This window comes from Legionella bononiensis (assembly GCF_016786215.1).
GTDB classification, from domain to species: domain Bacteria; phylum Pseudomonadota; class Gammaproteobacteria; order Legionellales; family Legionellaceae; genus Legionella; species Legionella bononiensis.
Genome location: NZ_JADOBG010000021.1, coordinates 24,068 through 50,294, shown reverse-complemented (window position 1 = coordinate 50,294; position 26,227 = coordinate 24,068). Strand labels below are relative to the sequence as shown.

Genomic DNA, 26,227 nt, shown 5'->3' with positions numbered 1-26,227 from the left:
GCCAAGTCTATGCCTCCAAAAATTGGTTAGTCAGTATGTATCGCTGAACAGTTAATCGTGATCTAACTCGATATCAATTCCCAGCGCTCTGATTTCTTTCAATAATACATTGAATGATTCAGGCATTCCTGGGTCCATACGATGGTCTCCATCGACTATATTTTTGTAGATCTTTGTTCTACCTCCAACGTCATCTGATTTCACAGTCAACATTTCCTGTAATGTATACGCAGCACCATAAGCTTCTAATGCCCAGACTTCCATTTCCCCAAATCGCTGTCCACCAAACTGAGCTTTACCGCCAAGTGGTTGTTGCGTAACCAGGCTGTAAGATCCGGTAGACCGCGCATGCATCTTATCATCAACCAGGTGATTCAATTTCAGCATGTACATGTATCCTACAGTAACTGGATTATCAAATTTACTGCCGGTTCTGCCATCTATCAAGGTTGTTTTACCATCTGGTGATAAACCTGCTAATTGAAGCATACTTTTGATTTCTTCTTCAGAAGCGCCATCAAATACTGGTGTTGCCATTGGCACACCAGCCCGCAGATTATCTGCCAACCTAAATAATTCTTCATCGTTAAGACAATCAAGATTAACTCGTTGCACGCCATCATGGTTGTATATCTGAAGTAGGAACGATCTAATTTCGGCAGCAGATTTCTTACTATCCAGCAATTGAGCTACTTTATGTCCTAAACCTTTAGCTGCGAGACCTAGATGCGTTTCCAGTACCTGACCAATATTCATACGTGACGGTACACCCAATGGATTAAGTACTATGTCTACTGCCGTACCGTCTTCCATATGAGGCATATCTTCTACTGGAACAACAATTGAAATTACCCCTTTATTTCCATGTCGGCCCGCCATCTTGTCACCTGGCTGAATTCTTCTTTTAACTGCTAAATAAACTTTAACAATTTTTAGAACACCCGGTGCAAGGTCATCGCCTTGAATTATCTTTTTGCGACTGTCGTTAAAACGTTTTTCCATTTCTTTAGATAACAGTTCCAATTGTTTAGACAATTGTTCTAACTGTTGACTGATTGAGTCATTATCCAGACGTATGTCAAACCACTTCTCTCTATCTACATTATTCAGGTATTCCTGAGTAATTTTGGAGCCTGGTTTAAGATTACCAGGACCACCTGTAGCTTCTTTGTCCAATAGTAAATTAGATACACGGTGATAGATGTCCTCTTCTCGAATACGTCGTTCATCGATTAAGTCTTTACGTACCCTGGCTAAATGATCTTCTTCAATACTTTTAGCTCTGGCATCTTTATCAAGTCCATCGCGTGTAAATACTTGCACGTCGATAACAGTACCATTCATACCTGAAGGAACGCGAAGTGATGAGTCTTTAACATCAGATGCTTTTTCACCGAAAATCGCTCTTAACAATTTTTCTTCCGGAGTTAATTGGGTTTCTCCTTTTGGAGTAACTTTACCAACTAATATATCACCGGCATTTACTTCAGCACCGATATATACTACGCCTGATTCATCAAGGTTCGATAATGCTGACTCACCAACATTAGGAATATCTGCTGTGATTTCTTCTGTTCCTAACTTAGTATCTCGAGCAATACAAGTTAACTCTTCAATATGAATTGTAGTAAATCTGTCTTCTTGTACAATTCGTTCAGAAATAAGTATCGAATCCTCAAAGTTGTATCCATTCCAAGGCATAAAGGCAACTAGAAGATTTTGACCTAATGCGAGTTCACCCATATCTGTACAAGGTCCATCAGCTAGTACATCACCACGTTGGATGGTATCGCCAGTTGATACAATTGGCCGCTGATTGATACATGTATCCTGATTTGAACGGAAGTATTTCGTAAGGTTATAAATATCCACACCGGTTTCACCAGCAGTGGTTTCATCATCGTTAACTCTTACAACGATACGTGAAGCATCTACTAAATCGATTATGCCTCCACGTTTGGCGACTACAGATACTCCTGAATCAGAAGCTACTATTCGCTCCATTCCAGTACCGACAAGTGGCTTTTCGGATCGAAGCGTAGGTACTGCCTGGCGTTGCATGTTTGAACCCATCAAGGCGCGGTTCGCATCATCATGCTCAAGGAAAGGAATCAATGATGCAGCAACAGATACAATTTGCTTAGGCGAAACATCCATATAATTAATTTTATCTGGAGTAGTCAGAGAAAATTCATTTTGATGCCTACACGGTACCAAATCCGCAAGAATGTTTCCTTCATCATCAAGAGCTACGCTTGATTGAGCAATGTACTGGTCAACTTCTTCTATTGCTGATAAATATTCGATATCATCAGTAACCCGACCGTTAATTACTTTACGGCATGGAGTTTCAATAAAACCATAATCATTAGTTCTTGCGTAAACAGACAGTGAATTAATTAATCCAATGTTTGGTCCTTCAGGCGTTTCAATAGGACATACTCTACCATAGTGAGTTGTATGTACGTCACGAACTTCAAATCCTGCTCGCTCTCTTGTTAATCCACCTGGGCCTAACGCAGAAACACGGCGCTTGTGAGTAACACCGGATAAAGGATTCACCTGATCCATAAATTGTGATAATTGGCTGGAACCAAAGAATTCTTTTACAGCAGCAGATACTGGTTTAGCGTTAATTAAATCCTGTGGCATCAGATTTTCAGATTCTACAAGACTCAACCGCTCTTTTACAGCTCGCTCAACACGCACCAATCCAACTCTGAATTGATTCTCTGCCATTTCACCAACACTTCGTACTCTTCGATTTCCTAAATGATCTATATCATCCACCATACCGATACCATTTCTAATATCGATTAAAGTTTTGATAACAGCCATAATGTCTTCTTTAGTCAAAGTTCCTGGACCATCATCATTTTTTCTGCCTACTCGTCGATTGAATTTCATACGACCAACAGCAGATAAATCATATCTATCATCAACAAAAAACAGATTTTTAAATAGCGCTTCAGCTGCTTCCTTGGTAGGTGGCTCGCCTGGGCGCATCATACGGTAAATTTCTACCAATGCTTCTAACTGTGATGATGTTGGATCAATTTTAAGGGTATCCGAAATATAGGAACCATGATCCAGATCATTGGTATATATCATATCAATTTGTAATATACCGTTATTAGCCATTGTATCCAGCAATTCTTCTGTCAATTCATCATTAGCCTGAGCAATAAACTCACCAGTAGATGTATCAATCACATTTTTAGCAAGAGTCTTACCTATTAAATAGTCTCTAGGTACTATCAGATCTTGCATGTGACATTTTTCCATTTGCTTTATATGTCTTGCAGTTATTCTACGACCTTGCTCTACTATAAGTTCACCAGTGTCTGGTACTAAAATATCAAATGATGCGATTTCACCACGCAATCTTTGAGGTATTAAATCAATATGATATTCACCATTTTTAAGATGACAGCTCGTGATCTCAAAGAATTCACTTAGGATATCTTCTGCTTCGTAACCAAGTGCTCTTAATAATATACTTACTGGTAATTTACGTCGTCTGTCGATTCTGACGTATACGCAATCCTTTGGATCAAATTCAAAATCCAGCCATGAACCACGATAAGGAATGATTCTCGCGGAGTAGAGTAGCTTTCCTGATGAATGTGTTTTGCCTTTATCATGCTCAAATATAACGCCGGGTGAACGATGTAACTGAGATACAACAACTCTCTCTGTACCATTAACTACAAAAGTACCTACATCAGTCATTAAGGGTATTTCACCCATGAATACATCTTGTTCTCGAATATCTTTAACTGGCTTAGGATCATCGCTTGCATCTTTATCAAGAACAACAAGTCTTATTTTGACCCTTAATGGCGCTGAATAAGTTAAACCTCTTAATTTACATTCTCTTACATCAAATGCAGGTTCACCTAGTTTATAACCTACATATTCTAATCGTGCATTACCTGAGAAACTTTCTATAGGAAATACAGAAGAGAATGCAGCATGTAACCCAGTATTAAGATGCTCACTCAATTTACAATCAGTTTGGAGAAAATCCCTGTAGGATTTTAGTTGGATTTCAAGCAGATTTGGTATTGCCATTTTATCGGTCTGCTTACCAAAGCTTTTGCGAAATCGTTTCTTCTCAGCATGTGAATATTGAGGTTTAGCTTCTGCAACGGCCATGGTGATTCCTCTGTAAATTATTGATGACTTCAAACACGTAAACCCAGCCATGTAAACATGGCTGGGTTCCTAAATTACATTTATATCTTAATTATTTAACTTCAACTGTAGCACCAGCTTCTTCAAGCTCTTTCTTGATGCTTGCAGCTTCGTCTTTAGATACACCTTCTTTAACAGTTGAAGGAGCACCTTCTACCAGATCTTTAGCTTCTTTCAAACCAAGACCTGTTAATCCACGAATTACTTTAATTACGCCAACTTTGTTAGCACCGAAGCTTGACATTACAACAGTAAATTCTGTTTGCTCTTCAGCAGCAGCAGCGGCAGCAGCAGGTGCTGCAACAGCTACAGCAGCAGCGGCAGCAGAAACATTGAATTTCTCTTCCATTGCTTCGATTAACTCTACAACTTCCATAACTGACATGTTGGAAATTGTTTCTAAAATATCATTTTTTGACACAGCCATTACTAGCTCCTAGTTTAAAATTAATTAATGATTAAGCGGGGTTATCCTGCTTTTTTATCTTTAACTGCTGCCACCGTTCTCACCAATTTGGCGTGCGGCTCAGCAAGAGTACGGACAAATTTCTCAATTGGCGCTTTCATGACATACATCAACTTGGCTATAGCTTCATCACGTGTTGGCAAGCTTGCAACAGCATCAATTTGATTAGCGCTGTATACTTTGCCACCGACTGATAATGCTTTAATCTCAAGTTTCTCAAATGTCTTGGAAAACTCTTTAAGTAGTCTAGCTGCATCACTTGGTGCTTCCAGTGATAAAGCGATGAACAACGGACCTACCAACAGGTCGTTCAAGCACTCAAATTCAGTGTTTTTAAATGCTCTTCTTGTTAAAGTATTTCTTACAACTCGAAGATAAACACCAGATTTACGCGCTTCACTACGTAAATGCGTCATTTGATTAACAGTTAAACCTCGATAATCAGCAACCACTGCTGAAATAGCCTTAGACGCGACTGCAGTCACTTCTTCAACAACGGCTTTTTTTGCAGCTAAATTTAATGTCACGTTACTGACCTCCTAATGTGTACAAATCACAAGGATTTGACAGTTATGGTGGCCGTCTCTTTATAAGGAGCCGGTTCACCGTCTGCGCAGGAAATTAAGCTTACGCACCTGCGGTCTTCGACGGCATGGAACCAAATCTATGCCGTGAATTCGTAAAAATGGGATGTAATGTTACACAGGTATTGATGAAATATCAATAGGTATACCAGGTCCCATTGTAGTAGATAGTGAAACTTTCTTCAAATATTGTCCTTTTGAAGAAGCTGGTTTCGCTTTTTTCAGATCACTTATCAATGCGACTATATTTTCCAACACATCTTCAGCAGCAAAATCAGCTTTACCTACTGAACAGTGAATAATACCATTCTTATCAGTACGGTATCGAACTTGTCCAGACTTAGCATCATTAACAGCAGCTTCAACATTGGTAGTTACAGTTCCAACTTTTGGATTTGGCATTAAGCCTCTTGGTCCAAGAATTTGACCTAGTTGGCCAACGATACGCATCGCGTCAGGAGTTGCAATTACAACATCGAAATCCATAGAACCGGCTTTAATTTGATCTGCCAGATCTTCAAATCCTACAATATCAGCTCCAGCGGCTTTCGCTTTTGCAGCATTATCACCTTGTGCAAATACAGCAACACGTACAGTTTTTCCTGTACCTTTAGGTAAATTGGTAGAAGATCTTACAACTTGGTCAGATTTACGAGGATCTACTCCAAGATTCACGCTAATATCCAGACTTTCACGAAATTTGGTTGATGCAAATTGCTTTAATAATGCAACAGCATCTGTAACAGTATATAAATGATTTACTTTTACTGCTTCGATAACCTTTTTTTGTTTTTTAGATAACTTTGACATGGTAACCCCTTATTCTAAACCTTCAACGTCAATACCCATGCTACGTGCAGTACCTGCAATGCTTCTAACTGCGGCCGCTAAATCTGCTGCGGTCAGGTCAGGCTGCTTAATTCGAGCAATCTCTTCAAGTTTACTGACGTGTAGCTTAGCTACTTTCTTAGTATTAGGTGTACCACTGCCACTTTGAATACCTGCTGCTTTCTTCAATAATACAGATGCTGGAGGTGTTTTAGTAACAAAGGTAAAACTACGGTCACTATATACAGTAATCACAACAGGAGTTGGCAGGCCTTGTTCCATTTGCTGTGTAGCAGCATTGAACGCTTTGCAAAATTCCATGATATTAACACCACGTTGTCCTAATGCAGGACCTACTGGTGGACTTGGATTCGCTTTACCCGCTGGAATCTGTAATTTTATATATGCTTCTACTTTTTTTGCCATGTTTACTCCTTATGGGTCATGCACTAGCTTTTATAGATTAATTTCCATCTATTAAGTCCTAGCTCCCCGGTTTTATTAAACTTTAAATGCTTTTCTGGTTAAATAAATTATCAGGATCTTATCCTATAGGAATCTTCTTAATTGACTTCTATGTTTTCTCAACTTGACTGAATTCAAGTTCCACAGGAGTAGAGCGTCCAAAAATCAATACAGCAACTCTTAATCTGTTCTTCTCATAATTTACTTCTTCAACGACACCGTTGAAATCCACAAAAGGTCCTTCTTTAACACGAATAACCTCACCCGGTTCGAATAGAATCTTGGGCCTTGGTTTTGTTACACCGTCTTCAACGCGTTGCATAATAGCACGAGCTTCTTTGTCGGATATTGGTGTCGGAGTTTGACTGGTACCGCCGATAAATCCTAGTACTCTGGGTATCGCACGCACCATGTGCCAGGTTTGATCGTCCATAACCATGTTGACCAACACATAACCTGGAAAAAATTTACGTGTGCTTTTACGTTTCTGACCAGAGCGCATTTCTACAACTTCTTCAGATGGTACTACAACTTCACCTATTTTATCTTGTAGATTATGGTGTAATGCACGCGAAGTTATCTCACGCATAACAAAATTTTCATATCCTGAATAGGCATGTACAACGTACCACTGTTTTACTTTGTGTTCGTCCACCATATTCACCCTAAATGTGTTATTTTAGCTATAGCCCACATCATTAATGAATCAACTCCCCAGAGTATGAATCCAGTTAATGTAACCATAACCATTACTATAATTGTTGTTTGTACAGTTTCATGACGAGTTGGCCAAACTACTTTTAGTAATTCGATTTTAGCTTCCTGAGCGAAAACAAAAACTCGCTTACCGGTAGTGGTCAAATATCCAAGGAACAAGGTCGTCAATAACCAACCAAGCCAAACTATAGACTGAATTGGACCTGAAAAAGTGTAATAATAGGTACAAAAAAAAGCGCCTGCAGTAATTAATACTACAGCCAACCAAGATAGTATATCTTTTATGTTACTCTGATTTTCGTTTGAACTTTTCATATTTACTTGGTAGTTGGCAGGCCAGGAGGGAATCGAACCCCCAACCTGCGGTTTTGGAGACCGCCACTCTGCCAATTGAGCTACTGGCCTAAATTTTATTGGCATGAACTCTTTGAATTCATGCCAACACACTTTTACACTTCTTACTCGATAATTTTCGCAACAACACCGGCGCCTACTGTACGGCCACCTTCGCGAATTGCGAAACGTAAACCTTCTGTCATCGCAATAGGTGCATGCAGGTTAATAACTAATTGTACGTTATCTCCTGGCATTACCATTTCAATTCCAGATGGAAGATCACAAGTACCTGTTACGTCGGTAGTTCTGAAATAGAACTGAGGACGATATCCATTGAAAAATGGTGTATGTCGCCCACCTTCTTCTTTTGACAATACGTACACTTCAGCTTCAAACTTAGTGTGCGGCTTAATAGTACCTGGTTTAGCCAATACTTGTCCACGTTCCACTTCGTCACGTTTGGTTCCACGTAGCAATACACCTACGTTATCCCCTGCACGTCCTTCATCAAGAAGTTTACGGAACATTTCAACACCCGTGCATATTGTCTTCTGAGTATCATGGATACCAACAATCTCAACTTCTTCACCAACCTTAATGATTCCACTCTCAACACGACCAGTAACAACTGTCCCACGTCCAGAAATAGAGAATACGTCTTCAATCGGTAACAAGAATGATTTATCAATATTACGTACTGGTTCTGGGATGTATGAATCTAGTGTCTCAACCAGTTTTTCAATCGAAGGTACACCAATTTCACTCGTGTCGCCTTCCAATGCTTTCAATGCTGAACCAACAACAATTGGAATATCATCACCAGGGAACTCGTAACTGCTTAACAGATCACGAACTTCCATTTCAACCAGCTCTAATAACTCGGCATCGTCTACCATGTCCGCTTTGTTCATGTATACGACGATATAGGGTACACCAACCTGACGAGACAACAAAATGTGTTCTCTGGTTTGTGGCATAGGGCCATCAGCAGCTGATACCACCAATATTGCTCCGTCCATCTGCGCAGCACCGGTGATCATGTTTTTAACATAGTCAGCGTGTCCTGGGCAATCCACGTGCGCATAGTGACGGTTAGCAGATTCATATTCTACGTGTGCTGTAGAAATGGTGATTCCACGCTCTCTTTCTTCTGGAGCGGCATCAATCTGATCGTACGCTTTAGCTGTACCACCATACTTCTTCGCCATGATTGTTGTAATCGCAGCTGTCAAAGTAGTTTTACCATGATCTACGTGACCAATAGTTCCCACATTTACGTGTGGTTTTTTACGCTCAAATTTTTCCTTCGCCATCGGAAAGTCTCCCCGTTTGCTAATTGATATTTACATGGTGCCCACAACTGGACTCGAACCAACGACCTCTTCCTTACCAAGGAAGTGCTCTACCGCCTGAGCTATGTGGGCTTAACATATCAGCTTGCTGACTCTTGATGAACAAGCAAATATTAATACTACAATTATGGAGCGGGTGATGGGAATCGAACCCACGCTATCAGCTTGGAAGGCTGAAGTTCTACCATTGAACTACACCCGCTTTCTAACTTTTCTACATTTAACTGGTGGAGGGGGAAGGATTCGAACCTTCGAAGGCAGAGCCGTCAGATTTACAGTCTGATCCCTTTGACCGCTCGGGAACCCCTCCAAAAAGAACGCTATTGTCTTTTAAGATGAAATGAATGTCAACATCTTTAGTTGACATCCTTTTCTACTTAGATGGTGCTGGCACCAGGAATCGAACCCGGGACCTACTGATTACAAGTCAGTTGCTCTACCAACTGAGCTACGCCAGCCTGTACGCTTTCACACTATTTGTAAAAAACTCAATGACCCATTTAATTGTATCAAATCAAAATGGGACACTTAAATAAAACCCTGGCGATGACCTACTTTCGCATGAGGAGACCTCACACTATCATCGGCGCATGTTCGTTTCACTTCTGAGTTCGAGATGGGATCAGGTGGTTCCAAACCGCTATTGTCGCCAGGAAAACTGTTATCCTTAAGATTGGTGATTTCATTTGAATCACAAAGCCTAAGGCCTGGTAAAGATTTGAGGTAACACATTCTACTCTAATTTATCGTCTGCTTCTACAACCCAAAGCAACTCAGATTATATGGTCAAGACAATCAGCCAATTAGTACAAGTTAGCTTCACACATTACTGCGCTTCCACACCTTGCCTATCAACGTCGTAGTCTTCAACGGGCTTCATGGGAAAACTCATCTTGAGGGAGGCTTCCCGCTTAGATGCTTTCAGCGGTTATCTTAATGAACCTGCCCCGAAGGCGTGTTGCGTATTCTACTGATTTCCCTATCAGTGTCAAATACTTTTTGCATTTTTTTCTAAAATTTATTTCAGTCTGCTTTTTGTAAACGCAGCTTGGCAATTCTTCGCTTACCAACTTGTATTATATAAGTATGACCTGAAGGTAATATTAAGGAGGGATCAGAGACCTTATCACCATTAATCTTTACCGCACCTTGCTTCACCATTCTTATAGACTCTGAAGTACTTGCTGTCAAATCTAATTGTTTTAATAACTGTGCAAGATTAACGGAATCATCTCCTATTAAGGATAACTCTTCCAGATTCTCTGGGATAACACCTTTTTGAAATCGCTCTATAAATTCCTTGTGCACTGTTTCGGCCTGATTTTGATCGTGAAAACGAGCAACAATCTCTTTGGCAAATTCAATTTTTACATCGCGAGGATTTAGTCCTTCTTCTACAGATGTCTTTAACTTTTGAATTTCCTTGCCTGTTTTAAAACTTAGAAGATCAATATAACGCCACATCAAGTCATCAGATACCGACATTATTTTACCAAACATCTCAACAGCAGGTTCATTAATACCTATATAGTTATCCAAAGATTTCGACATTTTCTTCACACCATCCAATCCCTCTATTAATGGTGTCATCATCACAACCTGCGGTTCAAATCCATAATGTTTCTGCAACTCTCGTCCCATTAACAAATTGAATTTTTGATCAGTACCGCCAAGCTCTACATCTGCCTTCAAGGCTACCGAATCATAACCTTGTAATAGAGGATATAGAAACTCATGAATGGCTATAGGCTGTCCTGTTGTATATCGTTTATTAAAGTCATCACGTTCCAGCATCCGCGCAACTGTATGTGTCGATGCCAAACGAATTAAATCAACGGCATTAAATTTGTTGAGCCATTGCGAATTAAATGCAACGGTCGTCTTGTCCGGATCAAGGATTTTAAACACCTGATGCTGATACGTTTTTGCGTTTTCAATAACTGTTTCTTCACTTAATGGCATACGGGTTACATTTTTTCCGGTGGGATCGCCAATCATCGCTGTGAAATCACCGATTAAAAAAATGACCTCATGACCATACAATTGAAACTGTCTTAGTTTATTGAGTAATACAGTATGTCCCAAATGTAAATCAGGTGCAGTAGGATCAAAGCCCGCTTTAATTTTTAAAGGGACTTCTTTTTGTAATTTTTTGGTTAACTCATGCTGCGGAAGTACTTCCTCGCAACCCCGCATTAATTCTAGTTGGCACTCTGAAATTGTTTCTAACATACATTAAAACCTTTATAAATGATTGACCAATCTTCTCACACCGAGTATCTTAGCCCGGTTAGCAAATTCCTGCTATACCAATTATGTAATTAAAGATAACTTGTTACACGAAATTGAGAAAAATAATACAAACTATCTAAATATGTGGTTATATTAATTAACTAGAGTTAATGGTCACGTGCATTCCTTGAGTGTGATACATTAGTTAATCGTAGAACTACATCATTCATGGGAATGACAGCAGTATAGGCAACCAATGGCAAAAAGACCAAATATCTCAAAACGACACTCTGGTAAACCATCCAAGCTATTAACTGCTCTCGCGTTAGTTATTGCCTTTTCATTACCCTATTATTTAGTTAAGAATTTCGCGCATCGCAAAAATACAGATTATACCAATAGAACCTTATCCTTGCCTAAACTACCTGAAAAAGAATTCATAATAAAATCTCAGGAAATCGTCGCTGCAAAACCAGTAGATACTCCAAAAATTGTAGAGAAAGCTCCTCCAAAAGTAGCGGTAATTAAAGACAATGTATGGCAAACTATAAAGCCACGACAAGGCGATACCATGGGAGCTATTTTTAGCAGACTGGGTTTAAGCGCTCAAAATTTGCATGCAGTACTGGATAAAAATCCACATGCCAAGGCACTTACCAATATCAAGCTCAATCAGGAAATTAAATTTTTAATCAATAAAAACAAACTCGAAAAACTGATTATACCTATGAACAATATTCAGACACTTACAGTGTATCGAGTAGGACAACACTATAAAAATAAAATTGATTCAAAAAAAATGACCAGTCAGGATCTTTATATCACAGCAACGGTTAAAGGTTCTCTATTTACTACCGCACAAAGAATGAACATACCTTATAAACTGATTCGTCAAATGACAGAAATACTGGGTAAGGAAATTGATTTCAACAGATCAATACGCGCCGGAGATCAGTTTTCTATAGTATACAATGCCTATTACATTAATGATAAAATGGTTCAAATTGGAGATATTCAAGCAGTATCCTACACTAATCGCGGCAAAACAGCTCAAGCTGTTCGCCATAATAAAGCCAATGGAGATCATGACTATTACACGCCACAGGGTAGAAGCTTTAAGAAAGCATTTTCCAGATACCCCATTAAATTCAGTCATATCAGTTCAACCTTTGCACTATCGAGAAATCACCCAATCTTGCATTACAAAAGAGCGCATAAAGGGATAGATCTGGCAGCACCTATTGGCACACCGATTCAGGCTACAGGCGATGGAGTAATCCAAATAATAGATAGACATAATGGCTACGGCAACATGATTAAAATCAAACATGATAAAACGTACAGCACTATATATGGTCATATGCTCAAGTTTCAAAAAGGATTATCAAAGGGTAGCAGGGTAAAACGAGGACAAGTAATAGGTTATGTAGGACAAACTGGCCTAGCTACTGGCCCCCACTGTCATTATGAATTGCATGTGAATAATCTACCAAGAAACCCAACAACAATTTCGCTGCCTACAGCATCTCCAATATCTGGACGAGAATTGGCTTCGTTCAAAGCCAGAGCGGGTACTTTACTGGCTCGTTTAAAACTAATTGAACAAGCCAATATTGCGGCTTCAGGTAAAAAGAATATTGATGTGGGTTAATTCGTTCTTTTTACAGAGTCAATGAAAACAAAATACTCTCAAAATGTTAGTGCAAGTACAATTATCCTGTTTATCCAAATAAATATCGACATATTAGTACTGAAGCGATAACGCCTGCAAAATCAGCTAATAACCCAACGGGAATTGCATGACGAGTCCGTCTTATTCCTACCGAACCAAAGTATACCGCAATCACATAAAATGTTGTTTCCGTACTGCCCATCATGGTTGCCGCGGTTTTGGCAATTATTGAATCGCCACCATACTGATGAATTAATTCCGCCATAACTCCCGTAGAAGCACTTCCGGAAAACGGTCTAATCAAGGCTAGGGGAAGGACTTCAGGTGGCATCCCTATCATGGTCAACAAAGGGGCTAACAGTTGATTAAGCAAGTCAAAAAATCCTGATGCCCTTAACATACCAATTGCTACCATCATTGCAATTAAATAGGGAATAATGCTAATACTCGTATCAAATCCCTGCTTTGCTCCTACTATAAATGCATCAAATACATTAATTTTTTTAATAGCCGCGTATAAAGGGATACCCACTATAAAAGCTAAAAACATCCAATTGGATAATTGATTGGCTAATCCACTCATAAACTGTCCGCCCTTTCAATTTGAAATCGTTTAAAAGTCGCAAATTGCCGTACCGCAATGATTGCTACAATGGTTGAAACTGACGTTGCAATCAAAGAACTGAAAATCACACTGCTTGGATTGGTACTGCCATTCGCTGCCAAAAACGCTATAGCGGTAGCAGGAATCAATTGAACGCTAGAGGTATTGATAGCTAAAAAGGTACACATAGAATTTGTTGCTACTGTCATATGCTTATTTAGAGTTTGCAATTCCTTCATAGCCTGTAAACCAAAAGGAGTGGCAGCATTTGCCAAACCAAGCATATTTGCAGCTATGTTCATTACCATAGCTCCCATTGCAGGATGCTCAACGGGAATATCCGGAAATAAACGTCTGAGTATGGGTTTGAGCGCTTTGCCCAATAAAGAGACCAAGCCGGATTCCGTTGCGATGGACATGATTCCAAGCCATAAAGCCATAATCCCCGTCAATCCAATTGCCACTTCAAAGCCTAGTTTGGCCGAATCAGTTACTGCTCGAACGACCTCATCAATTCGCCCTTCAATAATACCTACAATTACGGCAATCAAAATCATTCCTAACCAGATTATATTGAGCATTCTTGCCTCCAAGACTTAAAAAGGAGTAGCATGTAACCTAAACTGAACCTAAACCATCTAAAACTACTTATGAAATACACGCCCGCTCCCTTAAAACTCTTATTGATTATGATTTGTTTAATAACCGGTTATTCCTGTTATGCAATTGACTCAAATGCGATTGAACAACAGGCCAATTCTTCAATTAAGGAACTATATCATACACTTAACACCATGCCGAACTCTTCCATGACGGAACGAATAGATTGGATTAGCAGCCAATTTAAAGGTGTCCCCTATATCCTGGGCTCTTTGGGTGAAGGAGCAAATGCACGCTATGATCAGTTCCCGCGCTATCGGACCGATGGTTTTGATTGTGATACTTATGTCAATACAGTCCTTGCATTGGCTACAGCAAACTCACTTGAAACCTTTCAGCAATGTTTAAAATACACTCGTTATTATGAAGGTAAAATTTCATACATCAACCGCAATCACTTTACGTCCATAGACTGGAATCACAATAATCAACAACGAGGCTTACTTAAAGACATTACTCTGACCATCAAAGACAAACACAATAAATCAGTAGCTCTTTATGCCAAGGCAATGATTAACAAATCAGGTTGGTATGCACATAAAACCCTGGACACCATCAGATTAGTACATGAGAATAAAACAGAACAGACTAAACGTTTAGCCGAATTAAAACAGAAAGGCAGTACACTACAAACAACTCTTTCAACAATTCCTTACATCCCATTAAGCGCATTATTTTCAAAAAATGGTGAACCCAATCTGTATCTATTTTCCCAAATTCCATCAGGCTCAATAATCGAAATCGTTCGGCCTAACTGGGATTTACGTAAACAAATAGGAACATCATTGAATATTTCGCACTTGGGCTTTGCGATAAAGATTAATGACCAATTATATTTCAGACAAGCCTCCTCCCAATTTGGAAAAGTAGTCGATGTACCCTTAATTGATTACCTCAGAGGGGCTCTTGTCAGTCCAACTATAAAAGGAATTAATGTTCAAATAGTGGTGCCAACAAAACCAGTTACACAGGAATGTCGCACTTTTGTTACACATTAATATCGAATCAGTTAGCGTAACAAGGTTGGTGTTGAATTAATTCGTTCCATTCTTAATCCACCATCAACCTCAATTGAACAACCAGAGAAACTATAGCTCTATTGTCTTGCCAGCCTGATATTTTTAGCGTTCAGATTCGGTTTTAATGTTGAACGATAAGGATTAATATCCAAACCGCCTCTACGGGTATAACGTCCGTATACAGTTAATTCCTGTGGCTTGCATTGAGTCATAATATCGACAAAAATGCGTTCAATGCATTGCTCATGAAATTCATTATGATTACGAAAAGAAACTATGTATCTTAATAAGCCTTCTCGATTTATCTTGGGACCCTTATAACTAATCTGTACACTTCCCCAATCAGGCTGATACGTCACCAAACAATTGGATTTTAATAAATCAGAATACAACGTTTCTTCCACCAGATCGCCATCAACGGTTAGAAATGAAGGATCAACGGAGTAAACGGAACACGCTATATCCAAAGAATCAATAGATTCACCATTGAATGAATTCTGAAGACCTATTGTTTTACTATTCCCTAATTGATGAATCGTAACGGATACATCAGATTTTAAACACTGACTCAGATCATGAATAATAATGCGCTCCACATCAGCGATGGAGTCAAATTGAGTGTTGTTAAAGGTATTAAAGTACAGTTTTAATGATTTGGACTCAATAATATTTGGAGAATGGCAATCATAAACGATTTCCGCTACAGCAACTATGGGCTTTCCTTTAGCATTAAGCCATGAAACCTCATAATGATTCCAGGAATCAAATCCCCAAAACGGCAACTGATCCGGATTAATCCCTATTTCAAGACGTTTACCTTCTCGAGGAATAGGAAATAATTTATCGGCATTATAATGTGCCTCATATTCAGATTTCTTACCCAATTCCAATTTATGTTCCAATTCAAATTCCACAAAACATCTCTAACAATACGTGCAAACTTAATTGCTCTAAAAACACACATTATACAACAATGTACAGCATATCGTAATAGTCAGAGGGCGTAGAAAAGAAATCAGGTTTTAAGGTAATGACGATTCAATTTAATAATCCAGGCACTAAAAATAATCAGGATGAATCCCATCACGATGAGCGTGAGAGGCCAACCGAGCGTATGAGGAAAATGTTTTCCTGTGAAGTAACCTATATATGCTAAAGTCGCAAGAGACGCATTAATTAATAAAGTTCGGCTGCTGGATACTATGGCAATAAAGATCATAAAACAGCATAGGCCTAAATAAAGCAGCTCATAGAATTGATTTCTGAGAATATCGAAGGTAATGAGGAAAAATGCCAACGAACCAAAGAAGAATAAAACTGACGCTATCGCTTGATATCTGGAATTATTAATTACCCATGCCAGACATAAGATGGAGCTACTCAGAACAAACCACTCGGTTTTATAAGGTATGGCCAGCAATTCAAACGCAGCCATAAAAAACAACACTCCAAAAATAATGGTCGTCAAGGCAAGCTCTGTCCGCTTGGTACTTATAAATGTAAAGCCCTGCTGAATAAACATCATCAAGCTGATGATTAAAACACCGCGTATCGGATTCATTATAGGGAAATATTCATGAAACAAAACAGCCAAACCCGTTGGTTGTAGAAGTGCCGCAAGCAAAAACAACGGTCCAGCAGCTTTACTAAAACCATCAATTCTCGTGCAAAACACGGCAGAGATGAATAAACAGAATCCCACACCAAGAGTTAACAATATACGGTTGAACGTATTGATGTTATCCCACTGCATCGCTATAAAAATACAGATCCCGGAAAAAATAAGAATACCGCCTATATAAGCCAACAATGTATTCATCAACTTATTGGATTGCATGGTCGTTCGTTCAGGAGTTGATTTAAATACCTCTTTAATGTCGTCTATATCGAGATTAAAATTTTTGGCTATCCTTGCGATCTCTGCCAACGCCTCTTCACGATTCATGATTTAACCCATCCAATAAATTGCAAATAACCGGGATAAAAATACATTTGACTGTCACTACCCTGGAGTTTAATACACGTACTTCCCTTTTTTAAGCATGCTTCGTTACTGTAACTACCACCCCAAAGCAGTGAGCCCAATAAACCGCTGTTATTTGTGTTCCCCTGAGAAGACAATAAATATCCATCTGGCGACTCAAGAGAAGTATCCAATTTCAAATGTTTGGTAGCATCCACTGTTTCTTCTTTCATGTCCTGTATCGTGTCGATATCCTTAGGGAGAGCTAAAGACAATTGCCTGACCTTCTGGCTTTTGGCTTCATATAAATAGAGTTTTTTCCAACCGTTATATACATTATTTCTGTTTTTTATATACTGAACTTTAAGCGTTCCGTCTATTACAACAAAATTAGCAGTGACTGGAGGTTGGCTATTCGATGAATAATCCTGCACAGTAAAAATCATATCGTATAATGGAGGATTGGCGACATGTAATGGCATGATGCTAGCCAAAAAAAAGAACGCCATAACAAGAATAGGCAGAGCAAGTCCCAGTATAAGTATTCCATTGCGTTTGATAAAATCTGAATGAGCCATGAGCCAGTCCTTAGATCATCGTTTGCTCCTACTCAATGATTATAGTAGATTTTATTTATTATAAAGATCAGGTTCCATATAAACTACAAATCCTTGAATACACCAGATTTCTACCCCGTATATCAATAGACTTATGAACCATTTAGTTGTGAACCAGGACGCCAATTTATGCCCGATGCAAAACTCATAAATATTGCTTAACCCAGCGAACCATATCCTGTGTGCTAATCACCCCTGAGTGTCGTGCTTTCTCTTTTCCATGAGAAAAAAGTATCAGCGTAGGAATACTTTGAATTTGGTAGCGAGTACTTAATACGTGTTGAAATTCTGTATTAACTTTAATAAACCTAACTCGAGGTTCTAGAATCTTTGCTGCTGCTTCAAAATAAGGTGCCATCATTTTACATGGACCACACCATTCTGCCCAAAAATCAACAAGCAGAGGAATATCGTTCTTTATGAGATGAAGATCGAAGTGCTCTGTATCTACGCCTACAGGTTTGCCATCAAAAAGTGCTGTTTGACATTTTCCGCATTTTGGACTTTCAACCAATCGTGTAGCAAGCAAACGATTGGTTGTATGGCAGTGAGGACAAACAATATGGATTGAATCATTCATAACATTATTTCATTGTTCAAGGTAGTTCAATTTTATGGGTTCGTAACAAACAATGCTACAAGCTTGCTAAAATATGAGTGTTTAAGCCCATTTTTCAAGAATAGAATTTCTTATTGATATAATATTCGAGGAAACATTCAGGGACAGGTCTTGAATTTTGAATTCGGAAACATTCAGGGTCAGGTCTTGAGTTTTGAATTCAAGAAACTATAGCATAATTCACATGTCGAAGCCTGACCTCATTTGCACTAACCGAGTACATTTTCTGGTGTTTAAATTTACATCTATATGGCATCATCTCAATTAAACTCTATCCTTCTCTGTTAGAACGTATTTTTTGGAGAATATAACTTTGAATTATTTGTATAGTTTTAGACGTTGTCCGTACGCAATCCGTGCGCGAATGGCCCTTAAATATGCAGGAATAAAAGTTGGAATACGCGAAGTAACGCTTAGTGATAAGCCTAAAGAGTTGATTATGGCATCAGAAAAAGCCACAGTGCCGGTACTGATAACAGACTCAGGCAAAGTAATTGATGAAAGCCTCGATATTATGCTGTGGGCACTTGAACAATCTGACCGTGATAATTGGCTCAAGCCTGATGCGCAACAACAAATATTTAATTTAATTCATCAGAATGACTTTGAGTTTAAGCCCATCTTAGATGGTTACAAATATCCTCAAAAATCTGAGCTTGGTGAGCCACTCTATTATAGAAAACAAGCACTAATTTTTCTTAACGCATTAAATACAAAATTATTAAATTCTCAATATTTATTTTCTGACAATCCTTGTCTGGCTGACATCGCTATTTTTCCCTTCATCCGTCAATTTTGCATGGTTGATAAAGATTGGTTTATGCAATCAAAATTTCATCGGCTAATTTAGTGGCTCGAGTTTTTTTTAGAATCCCCTCTTTTTTTAAGTGTAATGAAAAAATATTCACCTTGGAAAGCAGGAGACAAAGAACCCCTGTTAACTTAGTAGGACACAGAGATGGCTCAGGGTCAGGCTCTGAATTGTGAATTATTCTATGGTTTCGTAAAATCAAAATTCAAGACTTTCACCTGAACGATCCCATCATAATTTTGTACAATCAGAATGTTTCCAGTTCTGTAGCCCGGTTGCTCACAACCGCGTTTTTGATTTAGGTTATTGGTTTATTCCTGGTTGCAAGCAACCAGGCTACTTTAAATTGTCACCTTAGCCTGACGGCTATGAGTCGCGATACAACATGAGATAGAAATGAAAACAAAGATCGAATATCAAGTCGCGACCCAACTTACGCTCGCTGAACCGTAACCCTCATCCTTTACCCTTCTCCCTTAAAAAGGGAGAAGGGATCAGTTGAGTATAAACCGGAATAATAGGTAACACTGGAAGCAAGGTAGGTTGGGTCGTTTGACCCAACAAACAATCAGTCAGAACGCCTCATGTTGGGTTTAATGAGTCAATCTCATCGCTGCATCATGATTACAGTTGCTACACTAGCTTATCCAATAGCCTTAAGCTTTTTTGACGCAATCCCCAATGTTCAATTTAAAACGTTATTGAGATCTCGCCAAAATCGCCTTCTCCATCAGGGAGAAGGTGCCGACAGGCGGATGAGGGGATCTTGAAACGAATAAAACTATAATTAAAATACTTAACCCAACGAACACTAGATAAAATGCATGAAGTTTCTTGATAAAGCAAAAAAGCAAGTAGGTTGGATCGCAACTCATAGCCGTCAGACTAAGAAATTTTTGCATTAAAAGTAGATACTGTATGTAAGTGCACGCTTTTAATTAATACTTAGCTTGCTTTTAAAGACAGTATCTACGCTTGCTACCCTTGCTAACTGTTCATTTAGCTTATTGAGCAACTAGATTGTCTGTTTTCTGGTTTCACTGGTTGGCTTTTCTTTGCCATAAGCGCATCAAATAATTCGCTCTGCGTTTCGTAGCCTGTTGAATCATCGATTTTATTTACCTGAAGTTGGCCACCTAAGGATTTTGAAAAATCAATCAATTCATTAAATAATTTCTTATGTGGCTTTAACTCTAAGTTCAGAAATGATTTTTCAGATGTTAAAATAATTTCAATTGCAGAAATCACATCATCTTTGCCCATAATGGAAAAAGCTGGATCAGAAGTGATGGTAGAATATCTATCTCCATTTATTTTTAAGCCCAAAATATTCTTAAGATATTCTAGATTTGATTTAGGAAATCCATAGGTATCAAAATATAGTGTAGGTTCACTATGAGGCATACGTCGTTCAGAATCTCTATTTGTTGAAAAATCAAAATTGTAGTTGCAGGATGAACCCTGCGGTTTACCAATAAATCTCATGTGTATTACTCCCAATAGTGAGAATAATTGTATCAATAAAGAACAAATATAACAATCTGTGGCAATGAGTGTGTAGAAGCAAAATAGACATATCCCCTCCAAGCAATTTAGAGATGTGACTATGTAGAGGCTCTTTACAACGCAGGCGCTTCTTGGCTGTATACTTATACGTACTTAGGGGGGCATGCCTTGATTTTTTGTTACCTGGCAATACATTTAACAAAAAGTAAGCCCTGGCTCTCTTGATGTACTAAGGTATGATTTTCCTCATAAAGTGACAATCTCTATCTTCAACCCATTTAGATATAGTGCCGATACATTCAAACCCTAGCTTTTCATAAAAAGGTCGCGCTTGAAAGTCAAAGGTATCCAGTTGAATACAGCAGCATCCTTTTGTTTTACTGAATTCTTCCAATTTCAAAAACAATTTTTTACCTAATCCTTGATGACGAAATTCTTTATGAACCCAAAATAAATCTATACGCGCATAGTTCCCTTTGTAAAAACCTGTAAGACCTGCAATAACTTCTGATTTAAGATCTTTTACATAAATGGTAAAAGGATGTGCAGGGTTCGAACCAAAAAATGGAGCATTATAGTCAATTATCCCCTTTTTTATGATCGAGTTAATTGCTGAATTCTCTGTTTCATCAATATAAATATCTTTTGCTGCCCTATGTTCCATTTCGTTCCTCCACTAAAATACGCTCGCCTACCCCTTACTACCATTTATTACTCAATTCTTCTATCACTTGAGCATCAGTACAATTTAAATAAATGGCACTCGTTGTAAACAGCCAAATAAAATTGATCAATAGTTACTTGAAACAGTTAATTAAACAATGAAAACTCAATGAAGTTCAATTTTAATACATAAATTAAAGAATTCACAAAAATGAGGGGCACTATCTTCCAAAGATCTAGCACTTTGAGGTTAGGTCTTGAATTTTGAATTTTCGAAATAGAGCATAATTCACAATTCAGGCCTGGCTCAATTTGCACGCTCTTTCTAGCTATGTTTAATTCTTCGTTACATGGGTTTTGTTACATGAGTGGGAAATGGTATGTTATTCCCACAATTGGGCCTTCAGAAAGAAGAATTTGCTTGCTTTAAGAACTCTAATTCCTCTGGAGTAGACTCTCTACCTAAAATTGAATTCCTATGAGGATATCGTCCAAATTTCTCAATAATAGCAGCATGCTTCAACTCAAATTCATAATTATCTTCCATTTGAGGCTGGCTAAAAAGCTGCTTTGCTTGCTCATGAATGATTGCCGACTCACTGTGCATAAATGGCATATAGAGAAAGCCTCGTTGAGTAGGCTCAAGTTCTTTATCAAAATGATTCTTAATAGCAAATTGCGCTAATACAATTGCCATACCATCAAATAAAAAGCTTCGTGGCGTACCTCTAAAAATATTACGTGAAAATTGGTCTAATACAATGATTTCTGCTAGTGAACCTGATGGAGTATCACGCCACTCAAATAATTCACCATTTGAAGCCTGACGATGTAATTCAAGGAACTTACTTTTGATTAAGTCATCTAAATTGGTATCTTTTTTCCACCAGTCGGCAGGAGATAATTCGTCGAACCAAAAATCCAATACGTCTGTATAAATCATCTAATATTCTTATTAATTAAAAAATAATTATTTTACACATTAGGTAACGACTATTGCACATAATTTATGACACTTGAACACTTAATTTTATTATCCGTATATTATGTGTTTTTGGAATTCTTCACCGAAATCATGTGATTAGACCTTGATGTTGACATTGAGACAGCAACCATCGAAGACCATCAGTTTTTTAGCAGAAGACGGTCATTCTTTAGCTGAGGGCGCATACCAATGTTTAACAGGGCTAATGAAATCCTGGGATACGGCCTTTGGGGCCTACTCCCAGGCTACGCCTGCTATTTAGGTTTATTGCCCAACGGGAAATTGAGCGTCGTTTGTCGTTGCTTCATTGCAAAGTTTCTCCATTCCCTAGTGTTAAATAATAACGCTCTAGATCAACTATTGAACGCCTCAACACTGAAATTTGTGCTTGGATAATGTCTTCTGTACTGATCCACTGTTGACCATTTGCGCGTTTATTTAACTCAATGCGTGTGTTTAATAAAAATTGGGCGATAGTTGCTTGAATACTGGCACTTATTTCATCTTCATGAGGTTTCGATTCCTCAAGAAATTTTTGGATTAATTCCAAATTATTTTGTATGAATTCTCTTTGTGTTTCTTCTGTCATAGTGACCTCATTAATTTCTATTTCAATACCCTTGCACGTTCGGCTTCTAATCTTGCAATGGTTCTTTCTTTTATTAATTCTCTTTCAGATTCAGTGAGAGAAACAATTATATCGTTTAACGGAACATTTGAAATCAGATCTCTCATTAGAAAGCCCTGATGGAATCCTGCATTTCAGGCTTTACGCACCGGGATATGCACGCAGACTTAAACGGGATGAAATTTTATTAGTTAAGCCGGGACCCCTGATTTAATATTTTGAAATAAAATGTATGATACATTATTCAAACTCATTCCTTTTAAACTCACGTATGTTATTTAAAAATCCACAAACCCTACAAGGTACTAGTATACTCCTTGAACCCATAGATCATTCACATTTTGAATCGCTCTACAATGCAGCACAATATCCAGAGATCTGGAATTTTATTCCAACTAACGGTATTGGTGAGAATTTTAATTATTGGTTTGAGGCCGCAATAAAGGCAAAAAATCAGGAACAACAGTTTCCTTACGTTGTTCGCAGACACTATGATCAAAAAATAATTGGCACTACTCGGTTTTACGACATTGATATGGCTCATTGCAAAATTAGCATAGGATATACTTGGTATATCCCTGAGACATGGGGTACTAACATCAATCCAGAAAGCAAATACTTAATGTTAAAACATGCTTTTGAGTCTCTAAATGTAAATCGAGTGCAGTTAAAAACAGATAGTAGAAATAAACACTCTCAGGCAGCCATAAGAAAATTGGGCGCTAAAGAAGAAGGAACTTTAAGACAAGATATGCTGCTTCAAAATGGCATTATCAGAGATACTGTGCTTTTTAGTATAATTAAGTCAGAATGGCCTGAAGTCAAAACTAATCTTGAATTAAGATTAGGTTAAGCATGTATGTAGATTTGATAGCAATCGTAGCCTGGGAGTAGGCCCCAAAGGCCGTATCCCAGGTTTACATTCCACATACATTCTCTCTCCAAACCCTCCCTCAACACCATCATCTCCCTAATTTTCTTGCAATACTCCAATCGGAACATAACGTTGGAAACCGAAATACGGACATTCTTTAGATGAGGGTGCATATCAGTGTTTAACAGGGTTAATGAAAACCTGGGATACGGCCTGTGGGGCCTACTCCCAGGCTAAGTCGACTAATGTTTTCAAGTTGGATTACTGGATTTTTCTATGATATAGAGAGATTTTTAAATTTTTGCGTTAGGGGGCCAGGAACAATATGAGCTGTGTAAGTTTAATTTTTTGCCACAGAACAATCAGGTTGAGTCAAGATAATAGAAATGTTAAGGTTTTGCGATAAAGAAAAGGGTTTTTCTTTAAATTAGTGTATTCATTTAAAAGGAATTTACATGCACATTAAATCGATGCTAGTGGCAGCAGCCCTGGTTGTTTCACCCCAATTGTATGCCGATAATATATTTAAATTAACTAAAGAGCCGTTAACTATTAATCAATGCCCTATTTCAGTTACGGATAACCCATTTGATCTTGCTTTGACGAATAAAGGCTATTTTGTTGTATCTCGTGGCAAAAAGGACAGTGAATTATTGTTCACTCGTTTAGGACGAATGTATTTGGACAAAGACTACTATATCCGTAGTGATGAAGGCGACTATCTACTCGCGGTAACCAAAAAATCCGATGCTAACCATCTGAGTAAAATCAAGATTCCTATAAAAAATTTAGCGCCTAAGGCAACCAGCAAAATTAACATTAGCATCAATTTTCCTGCTTCGGCAATTGACGGTAGTGAGTATGAAAGCTTCATGACCATCTATGATTCTCTATCAAACAGACATCTCGTAAACATTAAATCAACAAAAATGGTTATGGGTACTTGGCAGGCTCGAGTATTTGTTGATGAAGTAGAGCGGGATAAAGGGACACTGGTTTTCAATCCATCAGGAACGCTCAGCAAACAAGAAGGTTTAGGTCATATTCAATGGCCAGCTGAGTACGGTATGCACGAATTGAAAATTGATTTTAAAACAAGTACACAATTTGCAAGCCCATATTCTACTCAATATACTCAGATCGATGGTTATCCCATGGGCGTGCTAGTAGGTGCGAATGTTACAAGGGATGGCGAAATTTCTTTAATGTACACTAATGGACAATATAAATTATTAAGGAATCGCATCGCTGTGGCCATGTTTACTAATCCAGGATATTTAGAGCATGTCACTAGCCATTTATATAGACCCACTAAACAATCTGGCAACGCAATGATTCATTGGGTAAATGGAGAGTATTCTGTATTAAGTGGAGCTCTTGAAGAAGAGGCCTGTCTTATAAATTAATTTAAATTAATTTTTTTGCACGAACATTGGTTTTTAGCAAGCTTAGGTCGGGCAATTTGTTGCCCGACCTACGCTTGCTAGTTTTTGCGATGAATTACATATTTTGAAGGTCAGTTCTATGCGTCCGCAAACTCATCATTATGCGGAATTGCTATTTATGCCAAATAATAGGATCTAGAATTTTGAATGAGTTATACTCAAAATAAAGGCCAGCACATATTTTCTGCTTAAATCCTATATTAAGATTGTGATACCATCACTTACCATTTATTTACCCAAATAAAAAACACATGATGCTCACTAAAATTCGAAACGGATATTTTTTAATTTTATTACTCATTTCAACCACACTTTTTGCTCATGGGAATGAAGTGCAACAACAAATAAAAGCACTTTGTGTAGATAGATATCGAGCTCCTGGTGACTTTGTTAAATTTACAGATAAATTAATGAAATTAGGTGTCATTAGACAAACTTATGACGTAACCAATGATGAACTTGCGTTTTATTCTAAAGATTCTATGTTGTACCATTTGCCTGCAGCAGAAATCGATAAATCCATAGATAAAAATTCGTTTATCTTTGGTGAATCTCTAGACCCAGACATACTTAAAAACGCATTAGATAAATTCGACCACAACAAATTATCGGTTGTGGAGTTTCATAAGGAAGTTGCTCGCGCGGGAATTGTGTACGTAAGTGTCTATTTAAAGCAAAGAAAAATCTATTATTTAAGTCAAAATGGTAAGTATTTTCTTGAATCCTATTAATTAAACCCTAGTTTAGAGCAAGCGTAGGTCGGGCAACAAATTGCTCGACTAAAGATCCTTGTTATCACTCTCCTAAATTTACTTTATACTCAATCTTTTCTTAACATTTTGCTCTAAAATAGTCTTATATAACTTTCATTAGCACCATGTCGAGCAATTTGTTGCCCGACCTACGCTGGCTGTTATTCAGATCTACTCAAATTATTATCTTTCAGCATTTTATAAGATGATTTGAAAATATTCGTGAACAAGA

At 38.2% G+C, this 26,227-nt stretch carries 27 protein-coding genes, 5 tRNA genes, 1 rRNA gene and 1 other annotated feature; of the genes, 7 read left to right on the top strand and 26 right to left on the bottom strand.

The features are described from left to right. Positions 1–51: 51 nt before the first annotated feature. From rpoB to tyrS, 15 genes are all read right to left on the bottom strand, one after another. Positions 52–4,158, bottom strand: a complete 4,107-nt coding sequence (gene rpoB, locus IZU94_RS12740; protein WP_203111113.1) for a DNA-directed RNA polymerase subunit beta — start codon at positions 4,156–4,158, stop codon at positions 52–54. Between the two features lie 91 nt (positions 4,159–4,249). After that, positions 4,250–4,624: a 50S ribosomal protein L7/L12 gene (gene rplL, locus IZU94_RS12735; RefSeq protein WP_058473114.1), complete on the bottom strand. Its 375-nt coding sequence runs from the start codon at positions 4,622–4,624 to the stop codon at positions 4,250–4,252. 41 nt (positions 4,625–4,665) lie between these two features. Further along, positions 4,666–5,190, bottom strand: a complete 525-nt coding sequence (gene rplJ / locus IZU94_RS12730) for a 50S ribosomal protein L10 (protein ID WP_058473113.1) — start codon at positions 5,188–5,190, stop codon at positions 4,666–4,668. Between the two features lie 171 nt (positions 5,191–5,361). Then, on the bottom strand, positions 5,362–6,057 hold the full coding sequence (gene rplA, locus IZU94_RS12725) for a 50S ribosomal protein L1 (protein WP_203111111.1): 696 nt from the start codon (positions 6,055–6,057) through the stop codon (positions 5,362–5,364). 9 nt (positions 6,058–6,066) lie between these two features. Continuing rightward, a complete protein-coding gene (gene rplK, locus IZU94_RS12720; RefSeq protein ID WP_058473111.1) occupies positions 6,067–6,501 on the bottom strand; it encodes a 50S ribosomal protein L11 in 435 nt (144 codons plus the stop codon). Positions 6,502–6,649: 148 nt separating this feature from the next. Then, positions 6,650–7,198 (bottom strand): transcription termination/antitermination protein NusG, encoded by a 549-nt coding sequence (nusG, locus tag IZU94_RS12715; RefSeq protein ID WP_058473110.1) that lies wholly within the window; start codon positions 7,196–7,198, stop codon positions 6,650–6,652. Between the two features lie 2 nt (positions 7,199–7,200). Further along, entirely contained in the window at positions 7,201–7,572 is a 372-nt protein-coding gene (gene secE, locus IZU94_RS12710) for a preprotein translocase subunit SecE (RefSeq protein WP_058473109.1), read from the bottom strand. Positions 7,573–7,586: 14 nt separating this feature from the next. Beyond that, positions 7,587–7,662: transfer RNA gene (locus IZU94_RS12705), tRNA-Trp, on the bottom strand. A 53-nt stretch (positions 7,663–7,715) separates the two neighbouring features. Beyond that, positions 7,716–8,906 (bottom strand): elongation factor Tu, encoded by a 1,191-nt coding sequence (gene tuf, locus IZU94_RS12700; protein ID WP_203111109.1) that lies wholly within the window; start codon positions 8,904–8,906, stop codon positions 7,716–7,718. 35 nt (positions 8,907–8,941) lie between these two features. Further along, a tRNA-Thr gene (locus tag IZU94_RS12695) sits at positions 8,942–9,017 on the bottom strand. Positions 9,018–9,073: 56 nt separating this feature from the next. Next, positions 9,074–9,147: transfer RNA gene (locus IZU94_RS12690), tRNA-Gly, on the bottom strand. A 23-nt stretch (positions 9,148–9,170) separates the two neighbouring features. Then, a tRNA-Tyr gene (locus tag IZU94_RS12685) sits at positions 9,171–9,255 on the bottom strand. Between the two features lie 72 nt (positions 9,256–9,327). Continuing rightward, positions 9,328–9,403, bottom strand: a tRNA-Thr gene (locus IZU94_RS12680). Positions 9,404–9,483: 80 nt separating this feature from the next. After that, a 5S ribosomal RNA gene (rrf, locus tag IZU94_RS12675) occupies positions 9,484–9,599 on the bottom strand. Between the two features lie 141 nt (positions 9,600–9,740). Further along, positions 9,741–9,927 (bottom strand) — a sequence feature (23S ribosomal RNA rRNA prediction is too short). 41 nt (positions 9,928–9,968) lie between these two features. After that, positions 9,969–11,177: a tyrosine--tRNA ligase gene (gene tyrS / locus IZU94_RS12670; RefSeq protein ID WP_203111108.1), complete on the bottom strand. Its 1,209-nt coding sequence runs from the start codon at positions 11,175–11,177 to the stop codon at positions 9,969–9,971. A 256-nt stretch (positions 11,178–11,433) separates the two neighbouring features. Here tyrS and IZU94_RS12665 point away from each other — a divergent pair, with 256 nt between their 5' ends. Further along, positions 11,434–12,828: a peptidoglycan DD-metalloendopeptidase family protein gene (locus IZU94_RS12665; RefSeq protein WP_203111106.1), complete on the top strand. Its 1,395-nt coding sequence runs from the start codon at positions 11,434–11,436 to the stop codon at positions 12,826–12,828. Positions 12,829–12,898: 70 nt separating this feature from the next. On the opposite strand, the gene IZU94_RS12660 is transcribed toward IZU94_RS12665, so the two are convergent. Together IZU94_RS12660 and IZU94_RS12655 are read right to left on the bottom strand one after the other, a co-directional pair. Then, positions 12,899–13,432: a spore maturation protein gene (locus IZU94_RS12660; protein ID WP_203111104.1), complete on the bottom strand. Its 534-nt coding sequence runs from the start codon at positions 13,430–13,432 to the stop codon at positions 12,899–12,901. Continuing rightward, positions 13,429–14,034: a nucleoside recognition domain-containing protein gene (locus IZU94_RS12655; protein WP_203111102.1), complete on the bottom strand. Its 606-nt coding sequence runs from the start codon at positions 14,032–14,034 to the stop codon at positions 13,429–13,431. The genes IZU94_RS12660 and IZU94_RS12655 overlap by 4 nt, the downstream gene beginning before the upstream one ends. Positions 14,035–14,103: 69 nt before the next feature. Here IZU94_RS12655 and IZU94_RS12650 point away from each other — a divergent pair, with 69 nt between their 5' ends. Continuing rightward, complete coding sequence (locus IZU94_RS12650) at positions 14,104–15,111, top strand: N-acetylmuramoyl-L-alanine amidase-like domain-containing protein (RefSeq protein WP_203111100.1); 1,008 nt, start codon at positions 14,104–14,106, stop codon at positions 15,109–15,111. Positions 15,112–15,209: 98 nt separating this feature from the next. Here IZU94_RS12650 and queF read toward each other — a convergent pair whose 3' ends face one another. From queF to trxC, 4 genes are all read right to left on the bottom strand, one after another. Further along, positions 15,210–16,046, bottom strand: a complete 837-nt coding sequence (gene queF, locus IZU94_RS12645) for an NADPH-dependent 7-cyano-7-deazaguanine reductase QueF (protein WP_203111099.1) — start codon at positions 16,044–16,046, stop codon at positions 15,210–15,212. 101 nt (positions 16,047–16,147) lie between these two features. After that, positions 16,148–17,077 (bottom strand): DUF2157 domain-containing protein, encoded by a 930-nt coding sequence (locus tag IZU94_RS12640; protein ID WP_203111098.1) that lies wholly within the window; start codon positions 17,075–17,077, stop codon positions 16,148–16,150. Further along, entirely contained in the window at positions 17,074–17,673 is a 600-nt protein-coding gene (locus IZU94_RS12635) for a hypothetical protein (RefSeq protein WP_203111096.1), read from the bottom strand. Before IZU94_RS12635 ends, IZU94_RS12640 begins: the two co-directional genes overlap by 4 nt. A gap of 184 nt (positions 17,674–17,857) precedes the next feature. Continuing rightward, a complete protein-coding gene (gene trxC / locus IZU94_RS12630) occupies positions 17,858–18,292 on the bottom strand; it encodes a thioredoxin TrxC (protein WP_203111094.1) in 435 nt (144 codons plus the stop codon). A gap of 337 nt (positions 18,293–18,629) precedes the next feature. Here trxC and IZU94_RS12625 point away from each other — a divergent pair, with 337 nt between their 5' ends. Next, a complete protein-coding gene (locus tag IZU94_RS12625; protein WP_369411321.1) occupies positions 18,630–19,181 on the top strand; it encodes a glutathione S-transferase N-terminal domain-containing protein in 552 nt (183 codons plus the stop codon). A gap of 960 nt (positions 19,182–20,141) precedes the next feature. Here the strand turns inward: IZU94_RS12625 and IZU94_RS12620 are convergent. The 3 genes from IZU94_RS12620 to IZU94_RS12610 form a co-directional block, all read right to left on the bottom strand. Then, a complete protein-coding gene (locus tag IZU94_RS12620; RefSeq protein ID WP_203111090.1) occupies positions 20,142–20,627 on the bottom strand; it encodes a hypothetical protein in 486 nt (161 codons plus the stop codon). A 250-nt stretch (positions 20,628–20,877) separates the two neighbouring features. Next, positions 20,878–21,312 (bottom strand): GNAT family N-acetyltransferase, encoded by a 435-nt coding sequence (locus IZU94_RS12615; protein ID WP_203111088.1) that lies wholly within the window; start codon positions 21,310–21,312, stop codon positions 20,878–20,880. Positions 21,313–21,714: 402 nt separating this feature from the next. Further along, positions 21,715–22,254 (bottom strand): DUF924 family protein, encoded by a 540-nt coding sequence (locus tag IZU94_RS12610; protein ID WP_203111086.1) that lies wholly within the window; start codon positions 22,252–22,254, stop codon positions 21,715–21,717. A gap of 148 nt (positions 22,255–22,402) precedes the next feature. Here IZU94_RS12610 and IZU94_RS12605 point away from each other — a divergent pair, with 148 nt between their 5' ends. Beyond that, positions 22,403–22,558 (top strand): hypothetical protein, encoded by a 156-nt coding sequence (locus IZU94_RS12605; protein ID WP_203111084.1) that lies wholly within the window; start codon positions 22,403–22,405, stop codon positions 22,556–22,558. Positions 22,559–22,600: 42 nt separating this feature from the next. On the opposite strand, the gene IZU94_RS12600 is transcribed toward IZU94_RS12605, so the two are convergent. Next, positions 22,601–22,885 carry a hypothetical protein gene (locus IZU94_RS12600; protein ID WP_203111083.1) on the bottom strand — a complete coding sequence of 95 codons (285 nt, stop codon included), beginning with the start codon at positions 22,883–22,885 and terminating at the stop codon, positions 22,601–22,603. Between the two features lie 17 nt (positions 22,886–22,902). Continuing rightward, entirely contained in the window at positions 22,903–23,031 is a 129-nt protein-coding gene (locus IZU94_RS18325) for a hypothetical protein (RefSeq protein ID WP_255557496.1), read from the bottom strand. A gap of 164 nt (positions 23,032–23,195) precedes the next feature. Between IZU94_RS18325 and IZU94_RS12595 the strand changes: the two genes are divergently transcribed. The 3 genes from IZU94_RS12595 to IZU94_RS12585 all read left to right on the top strand — a co-directional run bounded on the left by IZU94_RS12595 (position 23,196) and on the right by IZU94_RS12585 (position 25,974). Then, positions 23,196–23,777, top strand: coding sequence for a GNAT family N-acetyltransferase (locus IZU94_RS12595; protein ID WP_203111082.1), 582 nt, complete (start codon positions 23,196–23,198; stop codon positions 23,775–23,777). Positions 23,778–24,253: 476 nt separating this feature from the next. Then, a complete protein-coding gene (locus tag IZU94_RS12590) occupies positions 24,254–25,204 on the top strand; it encodes a flagellar hook-basal body complex protein (protein WP_203111081.1) in 951 nt (316 codons plus the stop codon). A 290-nt stretch (positions 25,205–25,494) separates the two neighbouring features. Then, positions 25,495–25,974, top strand: a complete 480-nt coding sequence (locus IZU94_RS12585; RefSeq protein ID WP_203111080.1) for a DUF1398 family protein — start codon at positions 25,495–25,497, stop codon at positions 25,972–25,974. Positions 25,975–26,227 lie beyond the last annotated feature (253 nt).